Below are 26,096 nucleotides of genomic sequence, written 5' to 3' on the forward strand. Positions count from 1 at the left end.
ATGAGTAAAATACTCTTCGTACAAAGCGGCAATGCTGAACTGGCGGCGAAGTCCCTGCGCATTCTCAAAGAGAAGATCTTTACCTCAGGCGCCGAAATCGATTTTGTTGCCGATGATGTCCATACTGCCGTGCCAGGCAACTTGGTTCCGGATCTGTGTCGTTACATTTCGCTGAAGCGCGGCATCCCGGTGGCAATCTCGTTTCTGTTCAGCCTCTGGAACACCAAGTACGACACCGTCGTCGTTATGTTCACCCGCGAATCAGGCTTCATCAAGCACAAGATCCTCGGCGTGCTGGCGAGGAAGAGCAACCTGATCATATTCAACGAGAACGTGGACTGTTTCAGCTACAGCCATAAGAAGATGTACCAACACCTGCGCTGGAGATGGATAGCCTTTCTAAACTCAAACAGGAGCGGTATCCTCAGGAGCGTCAACGACGGGCTCAAGGTCCTGCGTAACGAAGGTCCGGCGTCCTTTGTCAGCATCTGCTGGAACAGACTGAAGGCGCGCAGGCCTAAAAAGGTGAAGACACAGCTTCGCACCAACATCGGGCCTCTTACATTTCCTGTTTTCGCAGAGCCTACTGTCTCTGTTGTAATCCCCGTTTACAACAAGATCCTCTATACACAGAACTGCCTCGCTTCAATCCTTGAACAGACTCCTGACACGGCATACGAGATCATTGTCGTGGACGACAACTCGTCCGATGCCACTGAAAAAACGCTGCGGGCGATGGAAAACCTGGTGTACATCCGGGCCGAACAAAACAGGGGATTCGTCGGGTCTTGCAATGCGGGCGCCGACGTGGCTCGCGGCAAGTACATCCTGTTTCTCAACAACGACACCACAGTGACACCCGGCTGGCTCTCTGCGTTGGTAAACACTTTGGACGGTGACCCGAGCTGCGGCGCGGTGGGATCAAAGCTGGTATATCCCGACGGCACACTGCAGGAGGCAGGTGGCATCATCTGGAAGGATGCCAGCGGCTGGAACTTCGGAAAGTTCGACGATCCCTCGAAACCCGAGTACAACTATCTGCGCGCAGTAGACTACTGCTCTGGCGCTTCCCTCATGGTGCGAAAGGAACTCTTCCACCAAATCGGAGGGTTTGACCAGCGTTACGCTCCCGCCTACTGGGAGGACACCGACTTGTGCTTCTCGGTCAGGAGTCTTGGCTACCGGGTCCTGTACCAGCCCGAGTCTGTCATAGTCCATTACGAAGGTGTATCCGCAGGGACCAGCACCTCATCAGGAATGAAGAAGTATCAGGAGATAAACACGGCGAAGTTCGTGGAAAAATGGTCGGATCAGTTAAAACTGCAGTGCGAACACAGTGTCGACAATCTCTTTGACGCAAGAGACCGAAATCCGGGCAAGCGGATCCTGGTCATCGACCACTATGTCCCCACGTACAACAAGGATGCCGGCTCTTTCTTCATGTACAGCTTGCTGAGGGCCCTGGCCAACCTCGGCTTCCGGGTGGTTTTTTGGCCGGACAACCTGCATCGCAGTGAACCATACACGACACTTGTGCAGCAGATGGGCGTAGAGGTGATCTACGGACGACACGACTTCGACCATTACCTGGAAAAACATCAGAGGCACTTCGACGCCGCAATCCTGACCAGAAACCATATCGCCATCAACTTCATAGACACGGTCAGATCGAGAATCAAGAAAGTCATCTATCATGATCCAGATTTGGAGTTCCTCCGCGAGCAGAGAAGATTTCAGTTCGAGGGCGGCGAAGAGGATGAACTCGAAAATATTAAACAGCGGGAGATGTACCTCTTTAGAAATTGCGACATTATCAGCATCCACAGCACGGTCGAGCGTGACATTATTCAGGATGAACTGCAGGACGCCGCAGTAACGGTGATCCCGCTTCCCATCAACGGCATTACCGACTGCACCACGAGATTCACCGATCGGTCAGGCCTTCTCTTCGTTGGCAGCACCCACCCTCCCAACGTGGATGCACTGGCATACTTTCTGGAGAAGGTCTTTCCTCTCATCACAGCAAAGCGCCCGGACGTGAAGTTGCACATCGTGGGACAGGTCCCCCAAAGCAAGCTGAAGCACTGCAATCTCAGCAACGTCGTTTTCACCGGGTTTGTGGAAGACCTTCTCCCGTTGTTCGAGCAGGCCCGGGTCTACATAGCACCACTTCGCTATGGCGCCGGCATCAAAGGAAAGATACTGGAAGCTCTCAGCTTCGGCCTGCCGGTCGTGACCACCTCCATCGGTGCCGAAGGAATCGGCCTGACCCATGCGAAGGACGCCTTCATTGAAGACGATCATGCGGGATTCGCCGAGGCAGTGCTGAAACTATACGATGATCCACAGCTATGGGATGAAGTACGGCTAAGCGGCCAGAAGCATGTTGCGGAAAATTTTTCGCAGTCAGTTTTTACAGACAAGGTACGGGAGACGCTCACCGCGCTTCTAGACTCGTAGGAAGTTATTAAAGGTGGTAAGGCATTGAACAGACGCAACATCGATAAAGCTCCTGTTTTCGTCATTGGTTCCTATAGGTCCGGCACCAGCGTGTTAACCTGGTGCTTGGGACAGCATCCCCAGATTCTCGCGCTGGAGGAAACAAACTGGATCGCGTATCTGAGTGTCTACCTCGATACACTCTTCTTGCTGGGCACGGTAAACGCCGACCACTCGAACATCAGTTCAATCGGCGTCACCGAAGATGAGTTTTGCGAGTTTTTCGGGCAGGGGGTCAACAACTTCATATCCAACTACCTCGACAGATACCTGGAGGCTGCAAAGGCAAGGTCTGATCAGGACCCTCGGCTCAAGTCAGCACTCTACAACCTCGCACACGGCAGGGGGCAAACAAAGGATCGCTGGGTAGACGGTACGCCGGAAAACTCACACTTCGTTTACGGCCTGAACCGTCTCTATCCTGGCGCAAAATTTATTCATATCCTCAGGACCCCTCACGACGTGGCGAAGAGTTTGCAAAACTTTTCCAAGGCAGGCGGCAGGGATTACAGCGAAGAAGAGGCGTACCGTACGTGGATGAGATTGGTGAACGCATCAGCCGAAGCAGAGGCTGCCCTCGGCCCAGACAAGGTAACAAGAGTTCTGTACTCGGATCTTGTAGACAGGCCGAAGGAAGTTATCGCCCATTGTCTCGACTTCATAGGTTTGCCTTTTGACGAGACGTGCCTATTGCCGTTACATAAAAAAATCAACAGTTCCGGCGACACCACCATATCTTCAAAACCAGACTTTGAGCGTACCTATATCGCGGAGGCCTCACGACTCTATCAGGATCTGCTCCAACTGCAGCCTCGAAAAACCGTTGATCCAGAGCGGCACATGGCAATGAAAGATAAATTCCTGGAGTTTGCGAAGCAGTTCAGGCTAGAGGAAATAGACAGGCTGTCTCGATGGGGACAGGAGCTGGACGCAGAAATCCGGGAAAAAGACTGCAGGATCCTCGACCTGCAGAAAGAGGTCGAGGAACTAGGGACTTGGGGCAGGAGCCTGGATGCAACCATCGCCGAAATGGAAGACGAAATTGCAACTCTAAGAAGCCAGCTGCAAGAAAAAGATGATACGTTGCCTTTAGCAAACGGGGAAGCACCGCTTTCACCAAAATCACACATGGAGGAGTAAAGTGAAAAAACACGTAGCGATGATATCTATGCTGCTCGTTGCCGTCGCATTCGCCGGTTGCGACAAGAAAGAAGCCCAGGAAGCGTCCAAAGCCACCCAAACCGCACCTGCAGCGCCGGCCCAGCCCGGGCAGCAACTGGTTCTGGTTGACTTCGGCCCCAAAGCGACACCAGTGGGGAAAGACTTCAACATTCAGCCCAACGGTGAAAGTGCTCTTTGGGCAAAAGCAGAAAACGTAACCCCCAGCACCGTGATCGTTTTGAATAACGTCCAGATGAAAAGCAACCCGAAGAAGGAAGGGAATGCCATCACCTGCTTCGTACCCAAAAGCGCTTACTCGGCAGCGGGTGAGTATCCGGTGTTCCTCCTCGACACCAAAACCGGGTCCAAATCAAACGAGCTGAAGCTGGTGGTAAAATAAGTTAAACAAACGACGTCTGCCGAACAACAAGAAAGGGGGGGCATCCAACGATGCCCCCCCTTTCTAATACCCATTTATTGAGCGGAACTACCAGACGGGCTTCCACACGTAGGCCTCGGTTGCATCTTTAATGCAGACTTCGAGGGTATCCATGACTCCAGTACCGTTCCTGGTCAACCAGAAGGTGCCGCGGGCGTTGGTGTCACAGGTGGGTTTCGCAGTGACCGTGTTGAGACGGAGCCCGCCGTTTACCTCAACCCTTTGAGTGGGAGTGGTGGTACCGAAACCAACATTACCGGTGTTCTTGATTACCATCTGGGTCGCGAGGGTGTTGCTGCCAGCGGGAGCGCGCTGGAACACGAGCTGGTCATTGTTGATTTGAAGACCGATGCCCCAACTTGGCTTGGTGACATCATCTTGAACACCAGTTAGCGACCAGTTAGCCAGATATAGCGGGTTTCCTACTCCGCCAACTGTCATGGCATTACTAAATGAAGCTGCGGTGTTCTTAATCGTGAAGCCTGCTACTCCTGCTTGGGCTATGCGTATTTGACCTGCAACATCAAGTGTATACGCAGGAGTCGAAGTACCTATTCCGACACTGCCTGCGGAATAATAGGCATTGTTTCCTGACAATGCAAAAGGACTTGCTCCGGTGGGCCCCTGCGGACCGGTTGCGCCTGTGGGTCCCTGCGGACCGGTAGCACCGGCGGCGCCATCGGCGCCGGTGGCACCTTTCTGAGCCATCACGGTCCAGGATGCCGGCACGAGGTCGGGCTGGGCGTTGGTGCTGGCGGCAAGGGCGATGTAGCTGCCGCCACCGTAGGTGACCACATCGTCTTTGGCATAGACGGTGGCTGAGCTCCAGGCTCCCTTGAAATGGGCGACATTTTGGAGCAGTGCGCCATCTCCGGTGTACTGGCCAGCGGTCACGTTGCCTTCGGAGGTGACTTTGAACTTGACGGTTCCGGTTGAGGGGTCCTCGACGGTGATCCTGTCGGTTTCGACGGCTCCCGCCACTACGGGGAGCACACTCAGGGGCACGGCGCACAGCGCTGCGATGATCATCTTCCTGCTGTTCATGGATTACTCCTTTTCCGCAAATTGATTACATGCATAGTTGCAAATTGATTACATGGATTACTTGAACGCCAGCTTGTCAATGGCGACGGTTCCTTTGGTGACCCGCAGCTTGCCAAGCACGCCGGTCTTGTTGGAGTTGTCGGAATAAGCACAATCGTTGCCGCCGCTGAGCGAAACGGCGATATCCCGATCGAAGACGAAGTCGGCGCTGAAATCAAGGGCCTGCAGCTGCAGATCCGCCCCGCTGGCTGCGGCGAGATAGGCCGAGCTGAAGTCAGGGTAGAGAACCGGGGTGGCACCGGCGATTTCCACCGGCTGATTGCTGCAGGCGGTCGCGCTGACCGCAAGGGAGAAGCTCTTGGTGACGGCGGTTCCCATGGTGTCCGTGAGCCGTACCGTGAAGCCGAACACGCCGGTGCTGGTCGGGGTCCCGCTCACCACGCCGCCGCTCGACAGGGCGAGGCCGCCGGCGAGGCTTCCGCTTGCTAACGACCAGGTGTAGGGAGCGCTGCCGCCGGACGCGGAGAGCGTGGCGCTGTAGGCTACGCCCTGCGTTCCGTTGGCAAGGGAGCCGGCGGTGATGGCAAGGGCGGGTGCGGTGGGCCAGTTGTTCACCAGTGCATTGGCGTCGACCGAGCCCAGACCGGTGACCAAGTCGTAACCGGTGGTGCAGGAATAACCGGTGACACCGGGAACGGAGCTGCTGCCGGCGGTGGAGTCGTGGAACACGGCGGGGCCGGCAGAGGTGTACTGGGCGTTGCCCATCTGGTAGAGCTTGATGTTTGCGTTACCCTGCCTGACCCCGGTCTTCTGCACGATGAGCGCCATGATGCCGGCGAAGGAGGGAGAGGCGGCGGATGTTCCGCTCATGGTGTAGAGTGCGTTCTTGCTCCTGACCAGGTACGGCACGTGCGCCGATGCGGTCAGCGAGACGTCGGGGATGCCACGCATGGTGCCGGCCGGTACGCCCGGCGCGACCTGCCAGGACGGCTTGGAGTAGATGCTGGAAAGACCGCTGCCCGTGGCCCAGAGCTGATATCCGCCGGAAACCACGCCGCTCTCATTCCATGCGCTCTCCGGGATGTAGCCTACCGCCGAGTTGTAGTAGAGGCCGTTGGTGGCCCTCCAGTAGCCGCCGCCCCCATCGTTGAAGTTGGTCCCGCCGACAGCGACGTTGTACGGTGTGGAGGCGAGGCCGTTGATCCCCAAGCCGGTACCGGTGGCTGCGTCCGGGCTGTTGCAGCCGGCGGCGCCCGAGTCGCCGGCTGCGACAACGGAGGTGATCCCCTGTGCGGCAGCCTGCTGCCACAGGTTGTTGTAGAAGTTGTTCTGCGACGTGCCCATGGACGCCTCGCACAGACCGAAGCTGGTGGTCATGACGGGGGCGAGGTTGTGATCGACGATGTACTGTGCCGAGAGATCGACGCCGTCGGTGGTGGCGGTCGTCTTGGAGATGACGAACTGGACGGTTGCATTCTTGGCGACCGCACCGGCCCACTCGACGTCGAGGTCCGCCTCGTTGTCCTCGCCCGTGCTGACCGACCCGGGATCGGTGCCGTTCACGATCACCGTCACCGCTTTCGCCGGGAGCCCCATGATGCTGCGGAAATCACTCCAGTTGCTGCCGGTTGGATGGGTACGCCCGACAACGGCGATGGTCTGGCCGGTGCCGTCGTAGCCCGCGCTGTAGAGCGGGTTCAGGTTGTAGATGGTGGCAAAGTCGATCGGGGACATCCAGTGAATGCTGGAGCTGTAGGTGTATTCGGGGTTGACCTCGGCCAACAGTTTGGCTCCGGTGTTCATGGGCTTGTGACCGAAGTCGTGCAGGGTCGCGACGCCGGCTACCACATCGGCCAGGCCGCGGGGAATCTCGGGGTCCTGCGCGTTGGCGTGGCGAACCTTGCCGTCCACCTCGTACTTGCGGATCTTAGTGCGGAACGCCTTTTCCACCTTGGCAACGTCACCGGAGAAGTTGATCGAGGTGCGGCCGCGGGAAACCCCGTCGATGGTGAATCCCTGGGACGCGAGCCATCCCTTGATGGCGCCGATGTCCTCCGGATCCGGGGCAAAGCGGTCGGCGAACTCTTCGGGGGTCAGCCAGTGCTGGTAATCGGGTGAAGCCGGATCGTGCTGCTCCGCCAGCAGCTTGTTGAGTTGCTGGTGTTTCTCGGGTGAGAGCTGCAGCGTCAGAATCATGCGCTCCATCGGCAGCGTCGGCTCCGCAGGGCCGGCATCGAACTCGGCACGAGCGTTGGGGTGAACGTTCCCCTTCAGGGGGACCCTGTCGTTGTCGTCAATAACACGTGGCGAACGAGCGAACGCAGGAACGGCAGCCAGCAGGAGGGTTACGGCCGCAGCCGTGGCAAGACAGGTTTTTTTGCGCATCGGGTCACCTCGCCCGCAATCGGGCAGATAATTTTATTGCAATAAAAATTTATTTACAAACCCACAATCGGCACTTCTCACAATTTTGATGCCGTTTCGATACCAAAGCCCTCGTGAAAACACCGAGTAAAAAGACGGTGAATTCGCAATATGGCGTAACCGCCAACGGATTGACCGTATAAAATACAGGGGTTTCGGGCACAATGGAGATTCATGGATTACATATCTGCCAGAACCGTACCCGTGAAAGAGCGTCCGGCAAAAAGCGCTTAAGCAAACAAAGCGGTTAATCCGAAAGGAGCGGGAAGTAAGACTTTGGGCTTAAACCAGAGGCCATAGATTTCATAGCGTCCTTCGCGTCTTTGGAAACTTTGCGTAACTGCACTTAAAAGCGGTTACGCAAAGAACGCCGAGTATCCGCAATGAACGGGAAGCAAGATTTTGGTGTTAAACCAAAAGCCATAGACTCCATAGCGCCCTCCGCGCATCCTTTTGCGTGCTTTGCGTAACTGTTTTGAAAAGCGGTTGCGCAAAGAGCGCGGAGTATCCGCAATGAGCGGGAAGTAAGAGTTTTGAGGTTAAACCAGAAGCCATAGATTTCATCGCGCCCTCCGCGCATCCTTTTGCGTGCTTTGCGTAACTGCTTTGAAAAGCGGTTGCGCAAAGAGCGCGGAGTATCCGCAATGAGCGGGAAGTAAGACTTTGGGGTTAAACCAGAAGCCATAGATTTCATCGCGTCCTTCGCGCATCCTTTTGCGTTCTTTGCGTAACTGCTTTGAAAAGCGGTTGCGCAAAGAGCGCGGAGTATCCGCAATGAGCGGGAAGTAAGACTTTGGGGTTAAACCAGAAGCCATAGATTTCATCACGTCCTTTGCGTGCTTTGCGTAACTGCTTTGAAAAGCGGTTACGCAACGAACGCCGAGTATCCGCAATGAACGGGAAGCAAGATTTTGGTGTTAAACCAAAAGCCATAGATTTCATCGCGTCCTTCGCGCATCCTTTGGGTGCTTTGCGTAACTGCTTGAAAACGGTTGTGCAAGATCGCTGATGTATTCGCGAAGAGCAGGAAACAAAAACCGATAATCAAAGGGAGAAAATTTCACAGCGCGCTCGCACATTCTTTTCATGGGGGCTTTGCGTAGCCGTCTTTTGAATTAAACTACATTCATTCAAAATGACGGAGGGGGTATGGAAACGATTGATGAGGTCGGCAGATCGGTCCTTGGAGCGGCGATTAACGTGCATAGCCACCTGGGACCTGGGCTACTGGAAGCTGCTTACCAAAAATGCCTTTGCTACGAGCTTCAGTTGCAAGGCTTTACCGTCGACTGCGAAGTTGCATTACCTCTTCGGTATCGCGACCTCTGCCTGGACCTTAGCTACCGAGTGGACATGATAGTTAACAACTGTGTCCTGATAGAAAACAAATGCGTGGACAAAATCATCCCCTTACACGAAGCTCAACTTCTCACTTACCTGAGGCTAAGCGGCTTGAAGCTCGGGTACGTTCTGAATTGGAACGTGTCGCTCATGAAGAACGGCATGAAGAGAATGGTTAATAATTTGGGACGCTGAACTGTGCCGACCCTTCGCGCATAGTTTGCGTAAAAGCAGTTACGCAAAGAACGCGGAGTATCCGCAATGAGCGGGAAGTAAGAGTTTTGGGGTTAAACCAGAAGCCATGGATTTCTTCGCGCTCTCCGCGCATCCTTTGCGTGCTTTGCGTAACTCTTTGAAAAGCTGTTACGCAAAGAGCGCGGAGTATCCGCAATGAACGGGAAGTAAGAGCTTTGGGGTTAAACCAGAAGCCATAGATTTCATCGCGTTCTTCGCGCATCCTTTTGCGTGCTTTGCGTAACTGCTTTGAAAAGCCGTTACGCAAAGAACGCGGAGTATCCGCAATGAGCGGGAAGTAAGAGCTTTGGGGTTAAACCAAAAACCATAGACTCCATAGCGCCCTCCGCGCATCCTTTGCGTGCTTTGCGTAACGGCTTTTTCCCGTTTAGTCCTTTAAAAGCCCCCTCTTTATGTGCTAGATTACCCACCATGAAAAAGCCAGCTTATACATTGTTGCTTCTTTGCTTCTCTCTCTTTGCCTCCGGCACAGCTGCACTCGCCTCATCCATCCCGGAAACCCTCAACTACCAGTTGACCTGGAGCGGGGTCAAAATCGGCACTTCGACTCTTTCCACTACCACGACCGGTAGCGGCGTCGAAATCACGTCGAAGGTCAAGTCGGAGGCATGGTCCGCTCCCTTCTACAAGGTGGACGACCTGGAGACGAGCAAACTCGACAGGGAAGGCAAGGGCTTCGCGCTGCACAGTTACAAGATGAAGCTTCGCGAGGGGAAAAACGACTGGCACCGCGCCGCCAGCGTGAACCACAAGAACAACCGTTTCGAGTTCGTAAACCTCAAGACGTTCGAGAAATCGTCGGCTAAGCTGGTCGAACCGGCCTGGGACCCGGTATCCTGCCTCTTCTACCTGCGCCAGGTACCGCTAGCGGTAGGCAAGAGCATCGAGGTCAATGTACTCGACAAGGGGAAGCTGAACCGGGTCAAGGTCGCCGTGCTGCGCCGCGAAACGGTGCAGACGCCTGCCGGCAGTTTCAGGACCATCGTGGTTTCCCCCAATATGGATATCGAAAGCGAAGGGCTTTTCTACGCGCGCGGCCCCCTCACCATCTGGCTTACCGATGACGCCAAGAAGGTGCCGGTCATCGTCGAAAAAAGGATAAACGACCTGTTCCGGGAAGGCATCCCGGCCTATCTGCAGCAGTTCACGCCGGAGAGCGTGCGAAACAACATTCCGAAGATGGAGACCATCCGCGCGGTGCTGGTCGGCGGCAGCTACTGACACGCCCCCGGCGGCGCGGCCATATAGTCCGCGCCGCCTTTTTATGTGTTCTAGGTTTCCCTTTTTTGTGATAGATTACGGCCCATTCCGTCGATCACGAAAGGTAAGCCGATGTCGAAAAAACCACTCAAGTCCCGCCTTCCTCTGCACCTGTTCCTTATCGCAGTGGTCGGGCTCTTCGCGTATAGCAATTCCTTCCACGTCCCGTTCATCTTCGATGACGAGGGATCGATCGTAACCAACAACGTCATCAAGGATCTGCACCGCTTCCTGTTTGACGATGGCTACGCCTACAACCCGCGCCGTTTCCTTGGCTATCTCACCGTCGCCCTCAACTACCGCTTCGGCGGCCTCAACGTCACCGGATACCACGTCGTCAACCTGGCGATCCACATATCGACCGGGATTCTCACCTACCTCCTGGCACGCATCACACTTGCCACCCCCGTGTTGCGCCGCAGCGACGAGAGCCGCGATACATCCTGGTTCATCCCGCTTTTTGCCGCGCTGCTCTTCGTGTCACACCCGGTGCAGACCCAGGCGGTGACCTATGTGATCCAGCGCCTGGCCGCCTTGGCCACCCTCTTCTTCGTGGCTTCGATTTTCTGTTACGGCAAGGCCCGCTTGATCCAGGAAGAAACCGGCCGGCCATTCGCCCTCAAACCGCTTCTTTTCTATCTCCTGTCGCTGGCGGCTGCAGGTTGCGCCATGAAGAGCAAGGAGATCGCGTTCACCCTTCCCTTCGTGGTGGTGCTCTACGAATTCCTGTTCTTCCGGATGACGGCGGCAAAGAAGCTGCTGTTCCTGCTTCCGGTGGGCCTCACGGTCCTGATCGTCCCGCTCAGCCTTTTGGGCACCAACAAGCCCATCGGCCAGATCATCTCCGACGTGACGGCGGTAACCCGTGTCGACAGTGAACTTTCGCGTCTGGACTACCTTTTCACGCAGTTCCCGGTCATCGCCACGTACCTGCGTCTTCTCATCCTGCCGATGCGGCAGAACGTGGATTACGACTTCCCGGTGTACCACTCGCTTGCCAACGTGCCGGTCATCCTCTCGCTTTTCTTGCTGCTTGCGCTGTTTGGAACCGCCCTGTCCCTCTGGCACCGCTCCCGCGATCCGCAGGCGGCTCCAGAGCTTAGGCTGGTGTCCTTCGGCATACTCTGGTTCTTCATGACCATTTCGGTCGAGTCCAGCGTGATCCCCATTGCCGACGTCATCTTCGAGCACCGGGTTTACCTGCCGTCCGTGGGGGCCTTCATCGCGCTCGCGGCCCTGTTTTCCCTCCTCTTCAAGGGCGCCGTGTCACGCGCCGCGGTTACCATTGCCTGCGTCGTGGTCCTCGCGCTGGCGGTCACGACGGTCGCGCGCAACAGCGTGTGGGGAAGCGAATTGAGCCTGTGGGGGGACGCGGCGCGAAAATCCCCCAAGAAGGGGCGGCCGCATTACAACCTGGCGCTGGCCCTGGAGAAATCGGGGCGCCTGGAGGAAGCGCTGCAGGAAGCGGTCATCGCCACCCGTCTCTCCCCGAAGGAGGCGAACCCGTATAACCTGATCGGCAGCATATTCGGGAAAAAAGGGGACTACGATCAGGCGATTGCCGCCCTTTCCCTGGCGGTAAAGCTGGACCCCACCCTCGCGGAGGCGCAGGTTAACCTGGGCGACGCCTACCGGCTGAAGCGAATGCTGCCCCAGGCGATGGTGCAGTACCAGGCTGCGATGAAGCAAAGACCTACCGACGCCAGTATCTACCACAAGATCGGCGTCACGTTCGCCCTACAGCAAAATCTCCCAAAGGCCGCCGTCTTCTTCCAGTGCGCGGCGAGCCTCGATCCGTCAACGCCGCAATACCGCCTGGACCTGATTCGGGCGCAGTCGGGCGCACAGGGGCAATAGGCACCCTGGAATCGGCGAGGGGGGAAAAGAACACATCAGCTTCACAGGGATAAAAGGGATAAAAGGGATAAAAGAAAAAGCATCAAGCTTTTGTTGTCCTCAAAGACTTTTTTGCCGTTATCCCCTGCATCCCCTTTATCCCTGTTAAACGATTTCGATTTTACCTTTAGACGGGAACTTCCTTCCCGGGAAAGCAGCAACACCTGAAAAGGAGCAAAAGACTATGTGGCATCATCTGAAACCGTTGGCACTATGTGCAGCAACCCTCACTCTCGCCGCAGGCTGCGCCCACACGACCGGCAAGGCACCCGAAACGGCCCCGGCACCGCCCGCCGAACCTGCTCCCGCGGCCAAGGAAGCACCGGCCTCCCCTTCCGTCAACATCAACAACGGAACGGTCACCGAGGTGATCCAGGCGGGCAGATACAGCTATATCAACGTCGACAGCGGCAGCGCGAAGACCTGGTTCGCCATCCCCACCTCGGACGTGAAAGTCGGGCAGCAGGTCGAGGTGAAACCGGGCATGCAGGTGACCAACTACCTGGCGAAAAGCCTGAACCGCACCTTCGACACCATCTACTTCAGCGACGAACTGGTGATCAAGGCAGTGGTCAAGCCGGCAGCCCCCACCAAGAAGCTTCCGTCATGGCATTCGCCGCTTACCCCCACCTCCAAGACGACTGGCGGTGTGGGCGTGGCTGGGAAGATCCTCGAAGTCATCAACGGCGGGGAATACACGTATGCTCGCGTAGACCAGGGCGAGACTGACATCTGGGTCGCCGTCCCGGCCAGCGAAAAGATCCAACAGGGACAGGTCGTGAAGTTCCAGCCCGGCTCCCTGGTCAAGAACTTCGGCAGCGCAGCGTTAAACCGCAATTTCGACAAGGTCATCTTCTCCGGCGGCATCGACAAGCAGTAGTTCCTACCTTGATTTCCCTCCCTCTCTAGCAGGGGGAGGGAGCCCTTCCCATCAACACCTTTCCAGTAAAACCACGTCAAAAGCAGTTACGCAAAGAACGCCGAGTATCGGCGAAAAACGGAAAGTAAGAGTTTGGGTTAAACCTAAAACAGAAGGTTTCATGGCGCCCTTTGCGCCTGCTTTGGGTTCTTTGCGTAACGGCTTCTAAATCCTGTAAAAGCAGTTACGCAAAGAACGCTGAGTATCCGCAAAGATCGGAAGGTAAGACGTTGGGTTAAACCTCAAAGAGGAGGTTTCATGGCGCCCTTCGCGCGTACTTTGAATTCTTTGCGTAACAGCTTTTACGTTTTGCATAAAAAAACCCCGCCTCTTTCGAGGCGGGGCAAGGTACTTCATTTAATCGAACTGCTAACTGTTACTACGGACGCTCGAGGGTGTTCCAAGCACCGCTGGTGCGGTTGTAACCGGCCAGGTACTTGAAGTCCTCGGTGGTGGCAGCGTCAAGGGCGGTTGCACCCTTCACGTACTTGACGGCATCCCATGCGATGGCGGTTGCGCCGGTCGACATGTTGATGGTCTTGTCGTCGAGGAAGTCGATGGTGTCGTACAGCAGCCTGCGAGCGTAGGTCCTGGCGTGTACATAAGCAGCCGGATCGCGGTTCAGCAGGTTGATGTTGAAGCAAGCACCCATCAGCTTCTCTGCTTCTGCAGCAGTCAGCTGGCCACCGCGGGTCCAGTCTTTCACGGCGCTGTTAGCGTTGCGAGCGTCGTAGAAGTACGGGTAAGCGGAAGCGTTGTAGGTAATGCCGTAGTTAGCGGACAGCTTAGCCAGTGCCAGGGCAATGGCATCTTTGAACGGTACAGCCTGCTCCTCAATGAACACTTCTTTGAAGTTTTCAGTGGTGAGGGTGGTGGTGCCTTCTGCGGTGTGGCAGTTCACGCAGACCTCGGTAAAGGCGACAGCGCCGATCTCGAGCTCGTGATTGCCCTTAGCATAGTGGCAGGTTGCGCACGGACCGCCTTCGATCATGGACTGACCACCAACGTGGGAGTCAGTTGCCATGGCCGGAGTACCCAGTTTACGGTGGGTAGAGGTGAGGGAGCCGCCGTCTGCGTCAGAGGTCAAGGACTTGCCGTAGGTGCTGGTTCCGATCACGGTGTTCGGATCGATGAAGTTGGTGTAGCCGTTCTTCACATACATCAGACCGGCAGCCGCCATGTAGTGGGAGTTGACGAAGCTGACGTTGGTGAAGGTATTGCCAGCGGTGGTGAGGGCGGTGATGGACTCACCGGACTTCTGGCCGCCGTGGCAGGTGATGCAGACGTTGGATGCGCCGACATCCGGGAAGGATGCGTTGGCACCTTTGAAGGTGTAGTCTGCGGTGGTTACTGCACCCGGGTTGCGAAGCGCGCCGGTTTCAGCGGAGGTGTGGCAGCCCCAGCAGTACAGTACTTCGTTCTGCGGGGAGACTTTCGCGGTGGCCCACTGAGCCAGGTGCGAGAAGTCGTTGTTTGCCGGGTTGTAGGCAGCCGGGTTGGTCAGGTAGTTGGCCGAACCGGTTGCGGTGTGGCATTTCTGGCAGGACTTGCGGTCGCTAGCGGTGCCGGTGGAGTCATCCCAGTTGTAGTGCTCCCAAGCCATGCCGGTTGCGGCGGTCACGCCTACGCCCTGAACTGCAGCGTTGTTGGCCTGGGTCCTGTTACGTGCGCTGTTACCAGCGGTGGTGAATGCTGCGAATTTCACGCTGAGAATCTTGCCAGCGTGGCCGGACTGTGCCCACTCGGTCTGAATGGTGCCTGCGGTCGGGGTAGCGGAGATCACACCATTGGTGTTGGTGTAGAACTCGTGACCGTGGCAGTCGGTGCAGGCGGTCGCGCTGTTGTAGCGGACGTTGTAACCTTCGATGGTGGTACCGGAAGCGGTGGTACCGGTGCTCGGAAGGTCGTAGTGGGTGGATGCGATGTTGCGGTACCAGTCTTTGTAGTGCTGCTGCTTAGCCACGGTCTGGGTACCGTTAACGAGCAGGCCGGAAGCCATTACGTTACCGGACGCGTCGGTCAGGTTGTGGCAGGAGGTGCAGAGTTTGTACTCGACAGAAGGTGCTGCTGCGGTGTCCTTCGGCTGCGGATTCCATGCGACGTTGCGCACGGTGCCGTGCTGATCGTGGCAGGCAGCGCAGGAAACGTTCTGGGAACCGTTGTAAGCGTTGTCGAGGCCGTTGAAGCTGGGGTTACCAGCCAGAGCGGTTTTGGTGTAGTTGCCAGTCGGGCTGTTACCGGTTGCCAGGAAGGCGGTGTAGCCTTCAGTGGTGTGGCAACGGCCGCAGGTGCCGGAGTGGGTGGAAACTTCGCTGGCATGCTTGCCGGTGGCGATGAGGGTATCTTTGGTAGCGTGGCAGACTGCGCACCCTACGCTGGTTACGTATTTTTCCGCTTTTTCCTTATCGGCAGCAGCAAGAGCGCTGGCAGCGATGGTGGTTTCAGCAGAGCCGTTGATCTTGGCATCGTCGACGTAGTCGATGGTCTCCATCAGGATCTGACGTGCGAAGGTCGGGTTGTGAGCGAAAGCTGCCTTGTCGTAGGTGGCAAGGATCTGCCAGTTGTACCACGCGCCGTAAGCGTTCTTGGCGGTGACTTCATCAGCAGCTGTGCCGGCGGTTTTGCCGAAGCGGCCAAAGCGGACGTTAGCACGCTCTTCAGCGAGATCGCCAACCTTGGTCTGAAGGGAAGCCATCTTGCTGCGGATGAGGGCGTCGAGAACTGCTACGCCTGCATCGAATTCAGCTTTCTTCTCTTCCACATCGGAAGCACCGAAACCAGGACGGTGGCAGGCACCGCAGACTTCGGAGTAACCGACGGGCTCGAGGGAGTGAGTTGCACCAGTTTTGCTGTAGTGGCAACCGACGCAGGGGCCTTCGGTATCGGTGAAGTTGTTCTTGACACCAGCGTGGCCGTTGGTGCCGACGAAATCAACGCCGTCGAAGTTGTACGCGCCTTTACCGATGAAGGTCTGGCCCATGTTGGCAGCGTGCTGGTAGTAGCTGGTGGATATGGTGGTGTAGTTCCCGCCCACAGCCTTGGCCTGGTCGATAACCGCCACAAAGACGTCATCAGTGCTGCGGCCGGAGTGGCAGGGGATGCAGATCGAGGAGTTCTTGTAACCCGGGAACTGAACCTGGATCTTGGTCTTGCCTGCCGGTACAGCGGAGGCAGCGGAGCTGAACAGTGCGAAGTAACCGCCGGTAAGAGCGGTCGGGTTGCCGGCCGGGGTAGCACCGGTGCGCAGCGCGCCGGTAGCAAAGTCGCTGTGGCAGGAAACGCATGCGAGTACGTTCTGCACGCCGGTCTGCGGAGCAAGGCGGGTTGCGTCAGTGGAGCCGAGCAGCTTCAGGAAGCCGCCGGTGGTGTGGCAGCGGTCGCAGTTGCCGTTCTGACGGGTGCCGTTGTTGGTACGGGCGGACCAGTCGTAGTGAGCGAATGCATTGAGAGCCGAATCGGAAATCTTGCCGTGGCCGCCTTCTGCGTAGCCTTTGTTGACGTCGTTGGAGAGCGGGTTGTGGCAGTCAACGCAGGTAGCGCCCTGGGTCACGTACGCGGTCCTCTGGGTGCCATCAACGTAGCTCCCGGTGGACGGCAGACCAGCGAAGTGGTCCTGGCCGTTCTGGCTGTAGTAGTGCGGGGTGTGGCAGTTGCTGCAGGTGGTGGTCGGGACGACAGCCACGTCGTGGTTGAAGGTCCTTACACCGTTGTGGCACTTGTCGCAGTAGTTGTCGCCAATGTTGCCAGCGGTTGCACCCGTGATGATGAAGGTGTCCGGGTTGACGCTCTTGGTGTTGGCCGGGGTCGGCATCGCACCGTCGGTGTGGCAGGTGATGCAGTTGATGCCTGCGGTCTTGTGATCGGAAACCTTCCAGCCGTTGTACGCGTTGCTGGGTACTACGCCAGTGGTGGCGTTGTGGCAGCCGTCGCAAGCAGACTTCACGTACGCGTCCATGTCGCCGGTGGCGGTGATCTGGACGGTGTCGCTCAGGCCCATGAGGGACTCAGTCGCCTTGAAGACGTAGGTACCGGCAGTGGCCGGGGTGAAGCTCGGGGTGGCGGTGGTCCACCCGGTGGTGTCAACCGCGGGGCCGCTTACCTGGGCCCAGGCGATGGTAGCACCGGCGCCGGCGGTACCCTGGAGGGTGACCGGGGTGCTGGTCGCGACGACGTTGTCAGTACCAGCAGAGACGCTGGCGGTAGCGAAGGTCGCGGTTACGGTCTGCGAAGCCTGCACGTTGGACAGGGTGACGTTGACGGTGCCACCGCCGTACGGCAGGGTTACCGCCTTGCCCAGCATGTCCTTCATGGGGAGGCCGGCGGGGGAAATCGCGGTCAGCACCTGGTACTTGGTAGCCGGGGTGACTGCGAAGGTCGTGCTGCCACCGGTATAGACGGTAGCGCTGGACGGGGAGATGGTGCCCGAACCGATTACCGCACCGGTGACGGTGTTCGGCAGTGCTGCGAAGCTGGCGACGACGCTCTGGGTGAGGCCGCCGGCTTTCTGCAGGTCAACCGAGTAAAGGTTGGGATCCGTTACGGCCTGGGCAACGCCGCTCTTGTAGATGGTGGTGATCTTGTAGCCCGGTTTGGCGGCAACCTTGACCGGAATCAGCCCGGTGGAGGTAGTGAAGTTGTTGTAAGCTGTAGAACCGGCAGAGGTCTGGAGCGCTTTATCGCGCACCTGGATCGTACCGCCGGCAGTACTGAGCTTGGTCTGCACCTGCCATGTCGTTGCCGCATAGGACCAACCAGCGGCGACGACGGCCAGGCATCCCGCAGCTGCAATGCCTTTTTTAAACATAGGTGTCTCCCTTTTTGATTGAATGATCGCCCGTGTTCGCGAGACCCCGGGCAGCCCAAATCATAAAAGGAGGGGGCCAAAGCCCCCTCCCAGCGAGCGAACCGAATTACTTGATGTGGCAGGAGAGGCAGATGAGGGAGTCGGTCTCTTTTGCGTACAGGAAGTAGTTCGGAGCCTTGGCGGTGTCCAGCCCGAGGCTGTTCGGGGAGTAGTTGTCCTGAACCGCGTTCTCTTTGTTGTGAACTTCGTGGCAGGAAGCGCAGGTCATGATGTTGCCCTGGAACAGAACGTCTTTGATCTTCTTGTTGCCAGCGCGGGTTACAACGTTGTAGGTACCGCCGACGGTGCCGGTGGTGTCAACCGCGGTTGCGAACTTCTGCTCCGGATCAACGATCTCGGTGCCGGTCGCGTCGCCAACTACTGCAGCGGCGTTACGGTGGGTCCTGATGGCGACGTAGTCGAAGCCGATCGGATGGGTTTTGGTCAGGTCGCCGCCGAGGTCTGCACGAGCGCCTTCACCGCCGCCGATTGCGCCCATGAGGGTGGTGCCGACCTGCTCGCGTGCTTTGCCGTGCTGGTCAACAGCGATGGTACCGTCGTGGCAGGTCATGCACAGACGGCTCGGGCCCTGCAGAGCCTCGTCGCCAGTCTGCGGCTGGAAGGTGTTACCGGCTGCGTCCTGCTGGTTGAGCGGGGTGACCCACTGGTACGGGGTGTAGACTGCGGTACCGGCATCGTGGTTCCAGAGCGGAGCGTTGGAAGTAGCACCGAGGTTGGACTGCGCATTATGCGGGGTGTGGCAGAATACACAGACTCGACCCATGCTGTCGGCGTTGGTGACGACCTTGGTCATGTCGTGCAGGGAGCCGTTGACACCTGTCGCGGCCGGAAGGCCTGCCATTGCTACGCCTGCAACAGTCATGGAACCGAGAGCAACTACACCTACCAAAATCTTTTTCATTTCCGTCTCCTTTTTTTGGTTGATAACAACCGGTTTAATGTCAGCCCCATCCGGGCCAAACGATTATGATTACTCCACTACAGCAAACCTCGTTCCCAACACCGCGAATATTTTTCACCGCCCCCGCGCCAGAACCGTCAAATCCTGTTTTTACGCCCATTTAGCCGTTTATTTTTTACTGTCACCAGACTCCGGGCCACCGCTTCGCAGCGAAAACACGGCCACTGAACGCCATGCCTGCTGGCCAAATAACGGAGACCGATGCGGTCTTTTAACCGCATGTGAAGTGAGATGACGTGAGAGGGCGGAGCTGACGAAAAAAAAGCTCCCACCAGACTAATGGTGGGAGCTTCGGTGCGACTTGAAAGGGCTGGCCTAGCGCTTTTTCGGGACGGCGGCTGGTTTGAACCGCAGCACGCCTTTGGCGGCGGACTTGGTGTAGCTATGGGTGTTGCCGGCTACGGTATGGCAGTTGACGGTGCAACTGCCGGAGCCCGGTGTGTTGGTGACGTAGAGCGGGTTGGCCACTTGGACACCCACGGTGTAATCCTTGTCGAAGTTGACCAGGTGCGCGTTGTTGGCGGTGGTCCCGCCAAGCCTCCAGGGAATTCCATGCGGGTCGTGACAGGCGAAGCAGGGAATCAGGCGGTCACGGACATGGGCGGAATGCTCATTCACTCCGGCGTCGTTGAATGCCGTTCCGGCTACCATGACGTAATCCTCGGAGTGGCAACGGAAACAAAGGGCATACTGCGACTTGTTGTAGGAGGTGGTCCCCCCTCCTGCCATGGGCATGTCGTACTGTCCAATCAGTATATGCGCGAACTGGGATCCATGCGGTCCGTTGGGGCCGCTGCCGCCGGCCTTGGTGCCAAGGCTGTTGTTGTGGCAGTCGGAACAGTAGATCCGCTTCATGGAGCTCTGCAGCTCGACCAGAAGGCTCGCTCCGGAGGTCTTGCGGTCGGCCATCACCGGGTGAAAGGACGGGTTCAGGATGTCGAAGCGGAAAGCCTGGTTCTGCTCCGCGATAACACGGTTGGGCTTGGGCTCGAGGACGCCGGCGAACTTGTCGGCATTGGCACCGGAGTGGCATTTGAAGCAGATCTCGTACTCGTAGTCGGCCATCCCCCCCAGGTTGTCCTTGACGACCCCACGGAGAGTGCCGTTCACAAACGGCGGCAGTGAGAGGGGGGTCGCCTCGAGCGCGGCTTGATGGGGATTGTGGCAGTCCACGCACTGGACGTGGTGCTCGGCGGCCGGCAACGACTCCTTTTCGTCATGCCCGACGCCTCCGCCGTCCTCACCCACCGGATGCCGGTGCATCCCGGCGCCAAGGAGGGATTTGATGTCGGCCCCCACCCCGGTGCCATTGTGGCAGCTTTGGTAACAGGTATCCTCCAGCTTCGCGCCGCGCAAAAGACGCACGGGCCTCGGGGCGTTGTGAACGACATGGCAGGTCACGCAGCCGTTGGGAAGGGTTGGCGTACGGACAGGGTTGTGGGCGGCATTGTCCCATCCCGCCGGGCGATGGCATGCGACGCACAGGGGCGCCCCCGGCTGGTAGTTGGGGAGCGCGGGATTGGTGTTGTTGATGACCAGAAAGTCACCGTACTGATTGTCGTGAGGGTCGTGGCACGAGGTGCATTGCAGCACGGATCCACCTTCAAGGCGCACCCGTCCCTGCAGTGCCGAGGGTGAGACGAGCTGACTTTGCTGCGCCACGCTCTCGGTGTACTGGATGGATATGGGGTGGTCGTCCGTCAGGTTGACGGTGAGATTCGGGTTGTCGGTGGTTCCACCAGGCATGGTTACCGTGGTGGTGATCCCGCTGCCGGCGAACTGCCCGAGGGCGATGGTACCGTCGTGGCAGCTAAGACAAAGACGCGAGGCGCCGGTCGGCTTCCCCGTCACGGCCGCGGCGCTGAGAGTCGAAGACTGGTACAGCTGGTAGTTGGTCCCTTCGGGAGAAAGCGGCCGGCTCCAAAGGGGGAGACCGGGAGTGGCCTGGTGCGGCACGTGACAGAATACGCACACCCGCCTTTCCTCGCTGAAGCTGACACCGGGACGGCTCCCTCCCCGGCCGCCACTGGCGGAGAGGTTGTGAGGAGAACTGAGCACGCTCAGCTTGGCGTGGGCCGGCGTGCCGACAACGCCTGCTGCCAGCGCAGCGACGATGACAAGACATCCGACTCTCCACATCAGTGTTGGTGCTTTCATCATTTCACCTCTTACCGGTTTGCTGCGCAGCCGGTTCATCATCAGCCGGGTCCTCGTCAGAGAGGATCTGGAAAACCTGAACGCGATTGTTGTACGTGTCGGAAACAAAGACCCAGTTTTTGGCGATGTGGATACCCGATGGCATCCAGAAGTCGCCGGCGCCGGTTCCTTTGGCACCGAAACTGAACATGTACACGCCACTGGCATCGAAGAGCTGCACGGTGTCGAGGAGCGAATCGCAGACGAAGATGCGCCCCTCGGGGTCTACCGCGATCCCTTTAGCCTTGTCCATCTGCCCGGGCGCGTCACCCATCTGACCGAACCGCTGTTGCAGTTTGCCGTCCGGGCTGAAGACATTGATCTTGTAGTTGAGCGGGTCATTGACGTAGAGGCGCCCGGCCCGGTCGATGGCAAGGTCGACGGGCTTGTTGAACAACCCTTCCCCACCCTTCGAGTTATGAATGGTGAGCTTCTGCCTGGCGTTGCGATCCAGGGCGACCACACGCCCGTAGCCCGTTTCGGAGATGTAGAGAAGCTTGTTCAGCTTGTTGTAGGCGATGCCGGTAGGACGGGCCATCTCCCGACAAAACGGGATGACCGCACCGCTGGCGAGATCGTAACGGTAGACGGCATCAGCGGCTGAATCGGTGATATAGAGACCGCCTGTTTCGTCCTGCGCGAGACCGATGGGTGAGCGGAAAGGCACCCCTGAAGGACCGGTTATCCTTTTATAGACCCCGTTTTTCGTGTCGAACAGGTGCACGACGCCGACACCGGCATCCGCGACAAAAAGCCGGCCTGCATCGTCGAAGTAGACTCCGTGCGGTTTGACGATATTCTCCGCTTCGGCTCCGGTGAAGAACTCCAGGGCGTGCTTCCAGCTGCTGCGGGCGATCCCGGCGTCGCGAGGCGTGACGATGCTCTTGACCCAGCGGATTTTGGCACGCATCGGGGGCTCAGGCCACTGAGGGGCGGCCGCGTCACCACGCTGCAAAAGCGGCACGACTGGCGCAGCGCAGCCGGCCAGGAAGAACATCAAACACATTCCCAGGGCGCCCCTCAACAGTCGCAGCCGGCTGTTGCCACGCCCCCAGCTGTTACGATGGCTACGCATCAGAAACTCCTTACCACGCGCATCATGACGGTGGTGTCCCGGGTGGAGGTCTTGTCCGTCAAGCGGAAGAGGTTGGTGACGTCAACAGAACAGGTCAATTTCCTGAAGACAGTGGCGAGTCCCAACCTAGTCGCCAGCGTCTCCGTAGTACCGAATGGGTTACGGCTGTCGGTGGCCGCCACCGAGGCGGAGGTCCTGATGGTCTGCAGCAGCAATCCCGAATAGCTGGCGGTGGCGGAGACGGTATTTTCGTTGTACCCCTGCCCGGCGTCGCCCCCTCCCGGGTACATGAAAAAGTCGTCCCCCAGGTTGAGCCCGACAACATCCGTCGTGGTGAGGGCGGTGTTGTAGCTGGCGTACGTGCGTACTTTGGAGTAACTGTGGGAGACGTTGTCGGAGCTGGCGTACTCCACGCCGCACTTCAGATCGCCGAAGTTGGCATCACCGCGCAGGTTGTAGGTGGTGCTCTTGCTGAGGGGGACGATCACTTCCCCGTTCAGTTGCTTCTCCCTATGCACGGCCATGTTGCCTGAGATGGTGTAAAGGTTGCCAAGCAAATTGAGAATGAACCCGTTGGTGTAGCCGGTGGACTGGTAGGTTATATCGGGGTTCACCGCCACTGCGTACGACACCAGGATCTGGGTACCGGGCGCGATGTTGATTATCTCGATCGCCCCCTCCGCGACGTTGAGCCGGAAGTGCACGTTCTCGATGTACGTCGTATCGGGGTTCAAGCTGCGGACAGTGACGATGCGGACAACGGTCCCTTGAGCGTTAAGCGGGATATGTTCGCCCAACTGCGTCACCGTGTATGGCGCGTCAAGCACCGGTATTTCGGAGAGCAGGATCTTTTGGTCGGTCATTTTGGCCGTGTAGCCGAAGTTGAGCCCAAGCCTCGAGTTGGCGGGAAGCACCTTGTTGTAGCCCACCGCGACGCCGCCGCCGTAGTTGAATGATGTTCCACCGTAGGCGCGACTGTCGCTCACTTCGCCGGAGACCGTCGTATTCAGGCTCTGGAAGAGCTGGTGGGACAGCGAGGCGGCGGCACTTCTCGTGGTCTGGCTCTGGGGTTTGCCGGAAAAGTCCGACGTGGAGCTATCGGAGAGATCGAAGGCAAGGGACGCGGTCAGCGCCTTCCCCAGCCGCGCGGAAAAGGACTCCGACCAGTTGATGGTCCGGTTGGGCACGTCAACGGGCTTTATGTCGTTTACGCTGATCAGCGAGTTCAGCAGGTAGGACCTGCTCGCGTCCAGGGCGCTGGAGTTATTGATGGAGGCGCGGTAGGACCTGCTGTCGCGCGCGCCGGAGCGGTCGGACGTAAAGCTGAGGCCAAAGGCCGTGCTGCTCAAGTCGACGTCGTAGTTGCCCGAAAGCGACATGGAATCCGTGGTCGAGCTGTAGTCGACGTCGAGGCCGTTGGAGGTGGTTGTGCCGTGCCCGTAGCCTATCTGCAGCGGCACGATGTCGTGCATCAGCCGTCCGTAAACCGAGGTGCTGGTGCTGGTAATGGTGTGTGACGGCGTGTAGCCGTTGGCGATGAAGGTGGTGGTGCGAGAGGTGCTGACACCAAACGGCGTGGAGCTGGCGGCGAGCCCCGTGCCGACGATGTTGTACTGAGCGTCGAGAGCCGAGGCGCCTTTGCCGCCAAACTCGTTCTGGTAACTCGCTCCGGCGCTGATGTCGAAGAGCATCAGTTTGGGGTCGAAAATGGCGAGACTGGTCGCCAGGGAGTACCGCTCACCCAGGGACTGGCCGGTGGTCTTGGTGGTATCGGTGACACGCTGGTTCATGACGTAGGTCACCCCGACGGCCTGGCTCACATCACTGAACATGAGAAGGCTCGGTTGCTGGATGACCGCAACGTTACGCGCGGCGCCGCACAGGCGCGGCAGCGCCAGGCAGATCACGAAGCAGGGGAGCAGGATACGAACGTTCATGGCTAGCGGAGGAAATACGCAGAGGCGCCGCCATGGGGATCATGACAGTCCACGCAAAACATGCCGTTGGAGGAGACCTTCTGGTGCATCGCCAGCGCGAGCCGTTTCTCCTGGTGACATCCGGAACAAAGCTTGGCCTTCTCGGTCTTCATGAGCGCGGGGTAGTTGGAGGAGTGCGGTTCGTGGCATTCCAGACAACTGCCGACGGCAGCGGGGCCGTGAGCCATGCTCCCCTTGATGATCTTCGGGTGACACACGAAGCACAGCTGCGCCTTGGGCTTTATCAGTCCGGAATCCTGGGTCTTGTCGTGACAGGCGTTGCAGCGTTTCTCACGGTAGGGAAGGTGGCTGGAACCGGCAGCCGCAGCATCGGACGCCACCTTCACATTGTCCTTCTTTTTCTCGTCCTCCACCTTGGTGACCTGGTACTCCTGGCACAACTGTTCCGGTGGCGGGAGGCTGGGCACCCCATCAAAGATGGTGGACGTGACCTTATGCAAGGTGACCGGATCGCAACCGCATAGCACGCTCAAGGCATAAGCAATAAAAAGTATGGATCCTAGCTTCTTCAGCATCAGCGCTCCAGGTACGTGGTGGTCTACCAGGCTATTGTTTATCCCCAGTCTTTCCGCCCTTCTCCTTGGGTTCGGTCTTCACTCCCGGTTTCGGTTCGCCCTTAGGTTCGACCTTGGGTTCGACCTTGGTTTCACCCTGGGGCTTCCAGCCGGCCATAACGCCCATGCCATAAACGGCGACCAACTTATTGATGCTGCTTTTGAACTGGTTGGTGACAAATATGAGCTCCGTAAGCTTGAACCCCGGAGCTGCGTACTTCTGGAACAGCTCCACATGGTCCTTGGTGGTAACCACCCCGGCGGGGAGGTTGAGGGAGCCCTGCAGGAGCCCAGGACGGCCGAAATCCCCGAGGATCCGGCGTTCGGAGTTGAAAACCTGGACGACCCCATGTCCTGCGTCAACGACGAAAATGTTGCCGTCGTCGTCCACATCGATTCCCCTGGGACGGGTGAATTGGCCGGGAACGTCGCCGAGGGTACCAAAGGAGGAGCGCATGTTGCCGTCGAGGTCGTACTCCTTCACGGTACCGTTGCCGACGTTGACCACGTGGATGAAACCCTGCTTGTCAACTGTCAGGCCATTGGGCAGAGAGGGGTTCTTGGTGGAATCGGGGCTGTTCCCCAGGGTGTTGAGCACCTCCCCGGACTTGCGGTCCAGGACGAAAATGAGCCCGCTGGCGTTGTCCACGGTGACCACGAAATCCTTGTAGACGGCCACTCCGACCAGCGTCCTCTTGGCGAGCCCCTTCCCCAAGGATCTGAGGAACTTGCCGTTGTCGTCGTAGACGGCGATGTCCTTGCGGCCGGAATCGGCCACGTAGACGTTGCCGTCGTCATCGACCGCCACGCCGATGGGCTTTCTCAATTCGCCGGCACCTGCCTCGTCGCTCAGGTTGCGCATCGTGTTCTGCACGATATCGATCACGATGACCTGCCCCGACTCGACGTCGCAGACGTAGACTTTTCCCTTCTTATAGGCGATACCGTACGGCTTGCCGATGGAGGTGACGACCTGGGAGCCCCCCAGAAGCAGTCTTCCCACTCCGCCACTCGAACTACCCAAGTCGCTCGAGTTGTTGATCCCCATGAGGTACTGGATGTGCGGTTCATCGGGCGGCGGCGGGAAGAACGCCGGCGGCAGTTTCGGCTTCGAGGCCGCGCAGCCGGAAAGCGCGGCGCCCACGCAGAAGAATGCAATGAGACGCTTCAAGTTTTTACTCAAGGTGTCCGTGAGGGTCATGTCACTGCTC

The 26,096-nt window shown here is 58.1% G+C and carries 16 protein-coding genes; 7 read left to right on the forward strand and 9 right to left on the reverse strand.

What is annotated here, in order from left to right:
* From KP004_RS14800 to KP004_RS14810, 3 genes are read left to right on the forward strand one after another with little or no spacing between them, the layout of a single operon-like run.
* Complete coding sequence (locus KP004_RS14800) at positions 1-2,460, forward strand: glycosyltransferase (protein WP_216799267.1); 2,460 nt, start codon at positions 1-3, stop codon at positions 2,458-2,460.
* Positions 2,461-2,484: 24 nt separating this feature from the next.
* A complete protein-coding gene (locus KP004_RS14805) occupies positions 2,485-3,639 on the forward strand; it encodes a sulfotransferase family protein (RefSeq protein ID WP_216799268.1) in 1,155 nt (384 codons plus the stop codon).
* A gap of 28 nt (positions 3,640-3,667) precedes the next feature.
* Positions 3,668-4,060, forward strand: a complete 393-nt coding sequence (locus KP004_RS14810; RefSeq protein WP_216799269.1) for a hypothetical protein — start codon at positions 3,668-3,670, stop codon at positions 4,058-4,060.
* 87 nt (positions 4,061-4,147) lie between these two features.
* Here the strand turns inward: KP004_RS14810 and KP004_RS14815 are convergent, their stop codons facing one another.
* Both KP004_RS14815 and KP004_RS14820 read right to left on the reverse strand, forming a co-directional pair.
* Positions 4,148-5,143 carry a hypothetical protein gene (locus KP004_RS14815; protein WP_216799270.1) on the reverse strand — a complete coding sequence of 332 codons (996 nt, stop codon included), beginning with the start codon at positions 5,141-5,143 and terminating at the stop codon, positions 4,148-4,150.
* Positions 5,144-5,200: 57 nt separating this feature from the next.
* Positions 5,201-7,528 carry a protease pro-enzyme activation domain-containing protein gene (locus KP004_RS14820; RefSeq protein ID WP_216799271.1) on the reverse strand — a complete coding sequence of 776 codons (2,328 nt, stop codon included), beginning with the start codon at positions 7,526-7,528 and terminating at the stop codon, positions 5,201-5,203.
* Between the two features lie 1,188 nt (positions 7,529-8,716).
* On the opposite strand from KP004_RS14820, the gene KP004_RS14825 reads away from it, so the two are divergent.
* The 4 genes from KP004_RS14825 (at position 8,717) to KP004_RS14840 (ending at position 13,199) form a co-directional block, all read left to right on the forward strand.
* Positions 8,717-9,103 carry a GxxExxY protein gene (locus tag KP004_RS14825; protein WP_216799272.1) on the forward strand — a complete coding sequence of 129 codons (387 nt, stop codon included), beginning with the start codon at positions 8,717-8,719 and terminating at the stop codon, positions 9,101-9,103.
* A gap of 471 nt (positions 9,104-9,574) precedes the next feature.
* The gene (locus KP004_RS14830) at positions 9,575-10,384 is read left to right on the forward strand and encodes a DUF3108 domain-containing protein (protein WP_216799273.1); all 810 of its coding nucleotides are present in this window, start codon (positions 9,575-9,577) and stop codon (positions 10,382-10,384) included.
* Positions 10,385-10,495: 111 nt separating this feature from the next.
* Entirely contained in the window at positions 10,496-12,280 is a 1,785-nt protein-coding gene (locus tag KP004_RS14835; RefSeq protein WP_216799274.1) for a tetratricopeptide repeat protein, read from the forward strand.
* Between the two features lie 223 nt (positions 12,281-12,503).
* Entirely contained in the window at positions 12,504-13,199 is a 696-nt protein-coding gene (locus tag KP004_RS14840; protein ID WP_216799275.1) for a hypothetical protein, read from the forward strand.
* Between the two features lie 418 nt (positions 13,200-13,617).
* Here KP004_RS14840 and KP004_RS14845 read toward each other — a convergent pair whose 3' ends face one another.
* From KP004_RS14845 to KP004_RS14875, 7 genes are all read right to left on the reverse strand, one after another.
* The gene (locus KP004_RS14845; RefSeq protein ID WP_216799276.1) at positions 13,618-18,042 is read right to left on the reverse strand and encodes a hypothetical protein; all 4,425 of its coding nucleotides are present in this window, start codon (positions 18,040-18,042) and stop codon (positions 13,618-13,620) included.
* A 106-nt stretch (positions 18,043-18,148) separates the two neighbouring features.
* Positions 18,149-19,003 carry a cytochrome C gene (locus KP004_RS14850; RefSeq protein WP_216799277.1) on the reverse strand — a complete coding sequence of 285 codons (855 nt, stop codon included), beginning with the start codon at positions 19,001-19,003 and terminating at the stop codon, positions 18,149-18,151.
* Positions 19,004-19,378: 375 nt separating this feature from the next.
* The gene (locus KP004_RS14855) at positions 19,379-21,220 is read right to left on the reverse strand and encodes a cytochrome c3 family protein (protein WP_216799278.1); all 1,842 of its coding nucleotides are present in this window, start codon (positions 21,218-21,220) and stop codon (positions 19,379-19,381) included.
* A gap of 4 nt (positions 21,221-21,224) precedes the next feature.
* Complete coding sequence (locus KP004_RS14860) at positions 21,225-22,334, reverse strand: NHL repeat-containing protein (protein ID WP_216799279.1); 1,110 nt, start codon at positions 22,332-22,334, stop codon at positions 21,225-21,227.
* Positions 22,334-24,271 (reverse strand): hypothetical protein, encoded by a 1,938-nt coding sequence (locus KP004_RS14865; RefSeq protein WP_216799280.1) that lies wholly within the window; start codon positions 24,269-24,271, stop codon positions 22,334-22,336. The genes KP004_RS14860 and KP004_RS14865 overlap by 1 nt, the downstream gene beginning before the upstream one ends.
* 2 nt (positions 24,272-24,273) lie before the next feature.
* Positions 24,274-24,798, reverse strand: coding sequence for a cytochrome c3 family protein (locus KP004_RS14870; protein WP_239027052.1), 525 nt, complete (start codon positions 24,796-24,798; stop codon positions 24,274-24,276).
* A 79-nt stretch (positions 24,799-24,877) separates the two neighbouring features.
* Positions 24,878-26,086 (reverse strand): NHL repeat-containing protein, encoded by a 1,209-nt coding sequence (locus KP004_RS14875; protein WP_216799282.1) that lies wholly within the window; start codon positions 26,084-26,086, stop codon positions 24,878-24,880.
* Positions 26,087-26,096 lie beyond the last annotated feature (10 nt).

This window comes from Geomonas oryzisoli (assembly GCF_018986915.1).
GTDB classification, from domain to species: domain Bacteria; phylum Desulfobacterota; class Desulfuromonadia; order Geobacterales; family Geobacteraceae; genus Geomonas; species Geomonas oryzisoli.

Coding starts and splice junctions, on each gene's coding strand:
- KP004_RS14800 (WP_216799267.1), top strand. CDS start 1: ATGAGTAAAATACTCTTCGTACAAAGCGGCAATGCTGAACTGGCGGCG.
- KP004_RS14810 (WP_216799269.1), top strand. CDS start 3,668: ATGCTGCTCGTTGCCGTCGCATTCGCCGGTTGCGACAAGAAAGAAGCC.
- KP004_RS14815 (WP_216799270.1), bottom strand. CDS start 5,143: ATGAACAGCAGGAAGATGATCATCGCAGCGCTGTGCGCCGTGCCCCTG.
- KP004_RS14820 (WP_216799271.1), bottom strand. CDS start 7,528: ATGCGCAAAAAAACCTGTCTTGCCACGGCTGCGGCCGTAACCCTCCTG.
- KP004_RS14825 (WP_216799272.1), top strand. CDS start 8,717: ATGGAAACGATTGATGAGGTCGGCAGATCGGTCCTTGGAGCGGCGATT.
- KP004_RS14830 (WP_216799273.1), top strand. CDS start 9,575: ATGAAAAAGCCAGCTTATACATTGTTGCTTCTTTGCTTCTCTCTCTTT.
- KP004_RS14835 (WP_216799274.1), top strand. CDS start 10,496: ATGTCGAAAAAACCACTCAAGTCCCGCCTTCCTCTGCACCTGTTCCTT.
- KP004_RS14840 (WP_216799275.1), top strand. CDS start 12,504: ATGTGGCATCATCTGAAACCGTTGGCACTATGTGCAGCAACCCTCACT.
- KP004_RS14845 (WP_216799276.1), bottom strand. CDS start 18,042: ATGTTTAAAAAAGGCATTGCAGCTGCGGGATGCCTGGCCGTCGTCGCC.
- KP004_RS14850 (WP_216799277.1), bottom strand. CDS start 19,003: ATGAAAAAGATTTTGGTAGGTGTAGTTGCTCTCGGTTCCATGACTGTT.
- KP004_RS14855 (WP_216799278.1), bottom strand. CDS start 21,220: ATGAAAGCACCAACACTGATGTGGAGAGTCGGATGTCTTGTCATCGTC.
- KP004_RS14860 (WP_216799279.1), bottom strand. CDS start 22,334: ATGCGTAGCCATCGTAACAGCTGGGGGCGTGGCAACAGCCGGCTGCGA.
- KP004_RS14865 (WP_216799280.1), bottom strand. CDS start 24,271: ATGAACGTTCGTATCCTGCTCCCCTGCTTCGTGATCTGCCTGGCGCTG.
- KP004_RS14875 (WP_216799282.1), bottom strand. CDS start 26,086: ATGACCCTCACGGACACCTTGAGTAAAAACTTGAAGCGTCTCATTGCA.